The sequence below is a fragment of the Shewanella sp. genome (assembly GCF_051658185.1).
Lineage (GTDB): Bacteria > Pseudomonadota > Gammaproteobacteria > Enterobacterales > Shewanellaceae > Shewanella.
On sequence record NZ_JBOFMC010000412.1, the window covers coordinates 1 to 8,461 of the forward strand.

The 8,461-nt window shown below is 50.6% G+C and carries 6 protein-coding genes; 1 reads left to right on the forward strand and 5 read right to left on the reverse strand.

Annotated elements, in window-relative coordinates; genetic code table 11:
* Window positions 1-154 precede the first annotated feature (154 nt).
* From ACRCZA_RS15255 to ACRCZA_RS15275, 5 genes are all read right to left on the reverse strand, one after another.
* Window positions 155-742, reverse strand: a complete 588-nt coding sequence (locus tag ACRCZA_RS15255) for a hypothetical protein (RefSeq protein WP_438675245.1) — start codon at window positions 740-742, stop codon at window positions 155-157.
* A 106-nt stretch (window positions 743-848) separates the two neighbouring features.
* Window positions 849-1,886 carry an acyltransferase family protein gene (locus ACRCZA_RS15260; protein WP_438675246.1) on the reverse strand — a complete coding sequence of 346 codons (1,038 nt, stop codon included), beginning with the start codon at window positions 1,884-1,886 and terminating at the stop codon, window positions 849-851.
* Between the two features lie 2 nt (window positions 1,887-1,888).
* On the reverse strand, window positions 1,889-3,286 hold the full coding sequence (locus tag ACRCZA_RS15265; RefSeq protein ID WP_438675247.1) for a hypothetical protein: 1,398 nt from the start codon (window positions 3,284-3,286) through the stop codon (window positions 1,889-1,891).
* Between the two features lie 188 nt (window positions 3,287-3,474).
* A complete protein-coding gene (locus ACRCZA_RS15270) occupies window positions 3,475-3,825 on the reverse strand; it encodes a YkvA family protein (RefSeq protein WP_438675248.1) in 351 nt (116 codons plus the stop codon).
* Between the two features lie 395 nt (window positions 3,826-4,220).
* Complete coding sequence (locus ACRCZA_RS15275) at window positions 4,221-6,626, reverse strand: YgiQ family radical SAM protein (RefSeq protein ID WP_438675249.1); 2,406 nt, start codon at window positions 6,624-6,626, stop codon at window positions 4,221-4,223.
* Window positions 6,627-7,095: 469 nt separating this feature from the next.
* Here ACRCZA_RS15275 and ACRCZA_RS15280 point away from each other — a divergent pair, with 469 nt between their 5' ends.
* A complete protein-coding gene (locus ACRCZA_RS15280) occupies window positions 7,096-8,316 on the forward strand; it encodes a threonine/serine ThrE exporter family protein (protein ID WP_438675250.1) in 1,221 nt (406 codons plus the stop codon).
* Window positions 8,317-8,461 lie beyond the last annotated feature (145 nt).

An 8,461-nucleotide genomic window follows, 5' to 3' on the forward strand; every position in this document is an offset into this window, starting at 1 on the left:
TGCAAAATTGTGAAAAAATGACATCAATGGATCAATTGCTCTAACTCATTTTGGGGCAGTAATGAGTTAGAAACGTTGAATCTTACGGATAACACGCCCTCCCATAACAATGAGAGGAGCGTTAACAGCCCTTCGGCAGGTAGCTCAAAGCCAACTATAGCGGATGACCCCAAGGCGCTGGCGGCAGCGGTTGCGGCTGGGTAAGGTCAAAATCCACTTTAAAATTACGCTGCTCGCGAGTGAGTTGGTAACTGAATACCGTGGCATTGATGTGCATATGCCACACATTCGTGACCGACTGGGTTAGACCATTTTTGATAAAGTTATCAATGGACTCTTTATCTATCGGAAATGACTGTTGTTGTGCAGTGCCCGCATTAAGGGTATCACCGCCATACATAGTCACCGCATCTGCTGTCCCATCTTGATGGCGATGATCATGCTTTAAGCGCAATCCTTGGGCGGTTTTAGTGAGTACCCAAGTACGAGAGTGATCATCCCCCACATGGAAAGGAATTTTGAGCTCAGTCGCCGAGCATTCACGCACATGCATCACTAACGACTTACCGCTAAATGCCGAATCGGCGGAATCGCCCGATACCACTTTGCCGGCAAATGCTTGGCCACAATGACGAGCCAGTTGCGCAAAAAAATCATCCTGCGCGCTAACGGTATTGGCGAAAGAGGGCAGCGCGAATAAAGATAAGCCGACAAGGCTCAGATTTTTATAGATAAATTTCATTGTATTCTCCCTTTTTGATGAACAAGACCTTATCACCAAGGCATAAATTTAACCTGAATTTATGCCTTGGGCGGCGCAAGCCATCGTTAAGGTGTTGGTGCTGCGACTACCAACCAATATAAGTACGAGAGCGGTTACCGAGGTACTTTTTGATAACACGAGCGGTCATGACACTGCCAAACATCAGGAAGGCAAAAATCGCCAATGAAAACAGCGTACTGGTTAGCATCGACCCGGGCGGAAAACGAAAACGCAGCACAGTGGCGGTAGTATTAAACAACATATCAAAGAGCGGATGCAGAAAGAAAATCGCAAAGCTCATCTCAGCGGTTTCGATCAACCAAGGTAAGCGGCTACGCCCGGATAACCACTCGCAAAAATTCAAGGTCAGCACACACAAGCAAAGCTTTTGGACGAACTGCCAATCGATGCCGTTGTAGTCAAATGGCGCCTTATGGTAATTACCCACATGCTGCACCACATAGCTTTGTTCGAGCAAGCTGACGACTAAAAATAGCATCGCTATCCCACTGAGCAGCCCGCCATAACGAGCAATGAGCGACTCATCCTGAGAATATAAAATCCCCATGAGATAAAACGGCAGGTAATACACCACAGAATGGATAACGTTAACGTTACCTATCGGCCGATGCAGCAGTGCCGCCACCACACAACTGACCACCAACAGTGTCCAGCGCGTTTGCGAAGAGCAACGGATAAACCACAAAAATACCGGCGAGCATAAAAACACCGCCATGATGAAGGGAATATACCAATGAGGATAAAGAATGTAGCCATTCCTGACCGTATAAAAAATACTGAGCAGCACTTGGCTAACAGACTGATCCTCCATAAAAATCCACCGCAGGCACAAACATCCCAACCCCACGAGTGACACGATTAAAAATGGATAAAGTACGTTTTGCACTTTATTGGTCATGAACTTTTTGTAGTTAAAATCTTGATAAAAAATACGGTGGAAAAAATAGCCAGAGATAAACACAAACAACGCCGTGCCGCCCCGGAGTAAATTTTCAAGCAGGAGGGGGAAGCCTTCCCCAGAGTTATAAATACTGTGGCCTAACACGATCAAAATAATCGCGATCCCACGCATATAGGTAAATTCGAGCTGATTTTTTCTCATAATTAATTCATCGCACAGTAGAGGGTTCGCCCCTCAACAACACTGGCAGAAACCCTTATCGTTCCATGGATTTCCGATTCATTAAAGACTAGGTACTGTCCTTCCCGCTGGAAGGGGAACGCTAAAGGTAACAGAGTTGCCGCCTCGATGCCCTCACAATAATTTTGCATGGGCACATCTAAAAGCGCGCTGCCTCTCACATTTAAGTTACTGAATTGTGAACTCATTCCTAAATAGGCATAGGTGATGTCCTCAAGATAGGGAACCACATAAAAGCCCGAGCGCACCTCGCCAACATCGACGAAACTACTCCCATCGCTCATGCTTGGCATGACCAATAACGGCACCTTAGGGTCCTGCACATTCTTCAGTAACTCGGCTAACTTTTGCTGAGTCGCCGGATAATATGCTAAGCGCTGTTGCAGTTGTTGCTTGAGGGCTTGCTGACCTGCCGCTGGCGGGACCACAGGTTTAACTCGACTCAGTAATAGTTCGACCGGCAACATGCCCGTCATCACCGATTCTTTCCACATCGTAGGATCTTGATAAATATCTAATATAATCCCCGCAACTGCGCCGATATTCTCCGCCTCCGCCGTCCAGCCGCCCTGCATCTGTTGCTGCTGATAATAGCTATTAACATATTGCAGTAGGATTTTTTGATAACCCAAATAAGATTGATTTTGGCTCAATAAGCGCGCCCCGGCGACCAACTCCACATACTTAGCGGTGCCTTCAACCAGATCATTGAGATAGCCCACCCGCTCCTCATTGGGCGCACTATGGCGCCAGAGCTGTAACCAATAGGCGGCGTGGCCTAAATGCAAGGCTTGCTGCTCAGGCTGATTCAGCGCCGCCATCAAGGCATTAAACAGCTGTAAACGATAAAAACGCGCCTCTAGATTTAAGGGGAAGACCTCGCCCTCATAGCGCACCCCTTCCTCGAGCACGCGCCACTCGGACTGAGCATAAAAATGAAATGCTTCATGCAGACTACTCCCCGCCCACACCAAAAACGGTAAATCGGTCAGTTCGGTGTCAGTGGCAAATGGCATGGCAGCATCTTCGAGCTGAATTAACACCCCCGGCTGACCTTGATAGGCAGGAAACCCAAAATTCACCGATAGGCCAGAGTGTAAATTCACCGACTCTAATACGCTGTTATCTTGGATAATATCTCCCCCCGGCTGGCGCAGCCACACATTGCCAGCGTAGCTAAAGAGATGCACTTTATCCTCGAGCCGAAAGCCCGGCCAAAGGGACTCACTATAGCGACTATTGAGCGCCATATAATCGAGATAAAGTCGGGCAAGTTGTGCTGGAGATGCCTTATCGGCGAACGCAGTGGGGGCGGTAACTGCACCTACGAGCCATAGGACAGCCACCATAATATTTTTCATTTATTAACCTAAACACACAATAGTCACAAAACAGCGTTAGAATATAGCGCAATTGACCATTAGTGAAACATTTGCAAAAATTTTTTTCAATCTAACAGCCCCCAATTAATTCAAGATTAATTAACAGCGCTTTCCCCGCTGCGGCCTCAGGAATGCCAAGCCGCAAAACCAGCCGCAAAGTGGGGCAATTATGCTTTAGGCTCGGCAGGGTCATGACCAAACCATGTGGTTAACTTATCGGCCGCCAATGCTTTAACCTCATCATCAATATACAGGCTGACCATAGTTAAGGCCGCGGCGAGCGCGCCAAGATCGTCAGAAAATCCGAGTAATGGGGTGAGATCGGGGATCGCATCCAGCGGCGAAATAAAATAGGCCAGCGCACCGAGGATCACCGACTTGGCCCAGGTCGGCGTGTTCGGTTTTTGCGCCGCATAATAAAGCCACAGGGCGCGCTCGACCACTTCTCGCCCCGCTTGCCGACCAAACAGTTTGATCTTGTTCCAAAATCCGGCTTCGGTAAATTGCTCATCTGCCATGGCTTGGCTCCTCAATCTTAAGTTAACTTGGGGATCTGCGACTTCCAGTCACTCCTTGTTGATCCTTTTAATAGTGTACGTCGATATGCCGCCGGGGTCAGGCCAAATGGGTGTGTAAATCCAGCAAAAAACGATTCAGCCGCGAGATAATCGCAGGCCAATGTAAGCAACAGCACGGCATCCGACGAATGTTGCAGCCATCCTAAGCTGTGACATAGGCGGCCTCATTCGCAACAGGCAAACCGGGCCTCAGGGACAAATGCGGCTAAAACCCGGCGCTAAAACGCCATTATGCGCCCCAGATACTCAGGTATTAAAGGTCAACCGAGCTGAAGCCATCGACTCGTAAACACCCGCGCCTGAGTCATTGCTTAAGTATTAATCGAACCGATAAATCAACCACCTGTTGATGATTTTTTACCTTTCGCGCTTGAGCCACCTTTGGCGTTATGGCCCGCGCCTTTAAAACCAGATTGCCCAAATGGCGCCTTGGCCCCCGGCCGAGTGGCCTTGGCAACATTGGCAGGGGGAGCACCGGCTTTACCTGCATTAGCTTTACCCGCATTAGCTTTGCTGGCATTGGGTTTGCCTGCATGAGCGGTGGCAGCCGGCTGCGCCTTCGCGCCCCGTGGCCAAGCGCTCTTGGTCTTATCCCGCGAAGCCTTGCTGCCTTTGCCCTGCTCAAATTGATCCGCCGTAAAGCGCGTGAGCGCTTTTTGGCCTTGGTTAGCCTCTTTCTGCCACTTTGGCGCACGTTCATTGCGGCCCTCTGGCGGCACTAATTGATGCGGGCTATTACCGATTAAGTCCTCGCGCCCCATCGCCATCAGCCCTTCACGGATGAGTGGCCACCCCGCTGGATCGTGATAACGCAGCAATGCTTTATGCAAGCGGCGCTGACGCCCCTTCTTCGGCACTGACACCACCTCGCTAGTATGTTTGATATTTTTCAGCGAGTTAAGCTCGGTATGATACATAGCCGTCGCATTGGCCATGGGTGATGGATAAAAGTTCTGTACTTGATCCAGTTTGAACTTACGTTCCTTCAGCCACAATGCGAGGTTAAGCATATCCTCATCGGTGGTGCCCGGATGGGCGGAGATAAAATACGGGATTAAAAACTGCTCTTTGCCCGCCTCCTTCGAATATTGATCGAACAGCGCTTTAAACTTATCGTAAGTGCCCATACCGGGTTTCATCATCTTACTGAGCGGGCCGGTTTCGGTATGTTCAGGGGCAATTTTAAGGTAGCCGCCCACATGGTGCTGCACTAACTCTTTGACATAGGCCGGATCTTCAATCGCTAGGTCATAACGCACCCCCGAGGCGATGAGGATCTTTTTAATCCCCGGCACTGCGCGGGCAGCGCGGTATAAATCGATAGTATGTTTATGATCGGTCCCCAAATGGCCACAAATGGCGGGATACACGCAGGATAAGCGCCGGCAGGTTTTTTCGGCCTTTTCACTGGTGCAACCGAGGCGATACATATTCGCTGTGGGGCCACCTAAGTCAGAAATTACCCCAGTAAAGCCGGGCACTTTCTGCTGAATATCTTTGATTTCTTTGATAATCGATTCTTGTGAACGGCTTTGGATAATCCGGCCTTCGTGCTCGGTAATCGAGCAGAATGAACAGCCGCCAAAGCAACCGCGCATGATATTGATGGAGGTTTTAATCATGTCATAGGCGGGGATTTTTGCTTTGCCATAGGCAGGATGCGGCACCCTTTGGTAGGGCAAGTCGAATACCGCATCCATTTCATCGGTATTGAGCGGCCAAGCCGGTGGATTGACCCACACCCCGCGCTCACCATGGGGCTGAAACAGCGCCCGCGCGCAGCCGGGGTTTTGCTCTTGGTGCAAAATCCGCGACGCATGGGCGTAGAGGAATTTGTCCTGCGCGACCTTTTCAAAGGATGGCAACAGCACATAGGTTTTATCCCAAGGCTTAGGCCGTGGCGGCTGCACGCTAATAGGCTTGGGCGCATCGTTATCAAAAATCTTTGCATCCGATGGGCCAGATAAATTGGCGCAGCCCACATCGTCGGCCCCATACGGGTTCGGAATAGGATCGATTTTATGTAACTGATCAATTTTACGCGAATCCATGCCGCGCCATTCGGGCAGCGGCGCTTTGCGGATCACGGCCGTACCCCGCACGTCATGCAAATCCTGAATAGCTTCCCCCGCCGCTAAACGGCGCGCGACCTCAACCAGTGGCCGCTCGGCGTTGCCATACATCAGCATGTCGGCCTTGGCATCTAAAATCACGCTGCGGCGCACTTTATCGGACCAATAATCGTAATGGGCAATGCGGCGCAGGCTCGCCTCAATCCCGCCAATAATCACGGGCACCTCTTTAAAGGCTTCTTTGCAGCGCTGGGTGTACACAGTCACCGCCCGATCTGGGCGCTTACCGCCAATATCATCGGGAGAATAGGCATCGTCACTGCGAATACGCCGATCCGCGGTGTAGCGGTTAATCATCGAATCCATATTGCCGGCGGTAACGCCAAAAAACAGATTCGGCCGCCCAAGCTGCATAAAGGCGTCTTTGCTCGACCAGTCAGGCTGGGCAATGATCCCCACGCGATAACCTTGGGCCTCGAGCATACGGCCAATGACCGCCATGCCAAAACTGGGATGGTCCACATAGGCGTCACCCGTGACAATAATGATGTCACAGCTATCCCAGCCAAGCTTATCCATCTCCTTGCGGGACATAGGTAAGAAAGGCGCGGTGCCATAGCACTCTGCCCAATATTTGGGATGACTAAACAGTGTGGATTCAACGTGCATGGTATTGACCCGAAAGCGTAATGGCAAACAAAGGCGAGGCAAACAAGGCGCTGCGCCGATTTAGGGACGCGGAGTATAGCAGGCAAACGCACACCTGCGCGATTAAAAAAACATCAATCAAGGCCCGTTCTTGGACGTGAGTCATTTCAACGTAAACGCGCAGCAGCGTTGCTGAGCCCGCCATCATATCCGAGCACTTCTGCCGCGATGCTCCAAGCAACCATCCAAGGAGCGCTCCAAGCAACGAACCCTAGCAGGCAAGGGCTATCCCACAAACAATAACTATCACACTGGCAATAATCATCAGCATCACTATAGCATCACTATCACCAGCGCGGGGCACTGGCCGCTAACGCAAAAAATCAGCAATTTATCGGCATTAAGATTGAAAGTCGTTAACCTTTTGGCGACAAAATAAGGTAAGATGCCCCCCGTAGTTTTTCCTCTTTAGATACAGCGAATACCCCGATTGGATAACGAAGATTTTATTAGAAAGCGTAAATTTATCATCAAACTAGGCAAAGCACTGCATAAGTTTGGCACCCCAGCCTATCGGCTTGAAACCCACCTGCAAACCGTCGCGCGCACCTTAGGCATCGAAGGCTATTTCCTGATCTCCCCCACTTCGATGACCTTTGTATTACAGCACGATACCGATCAGGAATATAACCATGTGGCGCGGGTGAAGCCCGGCGAATTGGATCTTGGCTCCCTCGCCCGCACCGATGAATTAGTCGATGAGTTAACCTCTGGCAAACGCACGCTGGCAGAAGCCTTAGATCGCCTCGAAGAGATCGCCAATAAACCCAATCCCTATGGGCCGCTGTTAACCTGCGGCTCCTTTGGCACCTCCGCCGCCGCCTTTGCCATGTTGATGGGAACCGGCTGGAATGATGTGTTTTGGTCCGGCTTATTGGGCATGTTTATTTATGGCTTTGTCTACCGCGCCGAGCGCTCCGCGCGGATGGCCGAAGTGCTCGAGCCTTTTGCCACCATAGTCTGCGCCATGGTCGCCTGTGCCATCGCCCGCATCGATCCCAATATCAATATCCCCGTGGTCATCCTGTCGTCGATCATCATCTTTATTCCCGGCTTAGCCTTAACCTTAGGGCTCGCCGAACTGGCCGCGAGGGATTTAATTTCCGGCACGGCGCGCATAATGGATGCCAGTATGCTGCTGTTTAAGCTGTATTTTGGCGCAGTGCTGGGGATGGCTATCGGTAAAGCCCTATTTGGTGAAGCCATTTATATTGAGCCTGAAGGCCTGCCGCGCTGGGCCATTTGGTCGGCGGTGCCGATTTTATCCATGGCGTTAGTGTTTATTTTTAAGGCGCGGATGCAAGACTCTCCTTGGGGCGTGCTCGCTGGGATTGTCGCGTTTTTTTCGGCCATGTTGGGCGGGCAATTTTTTGGCGATTCGGTAGGGATCTTCTTTGGCGCGCTCGCCGTGGGCATTTACTCGAATTTATTCGCCCGCTGGATGAAGGCGCCCGCCTCCATTGCCCTGCTGCAAGGCATTGTGATCTTAGTGCCCGGCAGTAAAACCTATATCGGCCTCAACACGCTGATCTCGGGCGAAACGATGCTCAACCAGTCCCATATTGGCTCGCAAATCTTTTTAATTTTTATGTCGCTGATCGCAGGGCTCATCTTTGCTAACGTCGCGGTACCACCAAGACGCACACTTTAAATCTCCCCCCTCATCGCTGGCCGCAAGGCCAGCAGTATTCTTAAGCGAACATTATGTAACATCATTATTTTATTTAAATGTTTGCTTGACTAATGCCCACTGAACATGTGTTATTGATTTGTAAACTGCAGCGACAGACTACTGA

Excerpts from the sequence above, each read along its gene's own strand:
- ACRCZA_RS15270 (WP_438675248.1), bottom strand. The coding sequence starts at position 3,825 with ATGGCAGATGAGCAATTTACCGAAGCCGGATTTTGGAACAAGATCAAA.
- ACRCZA_RS15260 (WP_438675246.1), bottom strand. The coding sequence starts at position 1,886 with ATGAGAAAAAATCAGCTCGAATTTACCTATATGCGTGGGATCGCGATT.
- ACRCZA_RS15265 (WP_438675247.1), bottom strand. The coding sequence starts at position 3,286 with ATGAAAAATATTATGGTGGCTGTCCTATGGCTCGTAGGTGCAGTTACC.
- ACRCZA_RS15275 (WP_438675249.1), bottom strand. The coding sequence starts at position 6,626 with ATGCACGTTGAATCCACACTGTTTAGTCATCCCAAATATTGGGCAGAG.
- ACRCZA_RS15255 (WP_438675245.1), bottom strand. The coding sequence starts at position 742 with ATGAAATTTATCTATAAAAATCTGAGCCTTGTCGGCTTATCTTTATTC.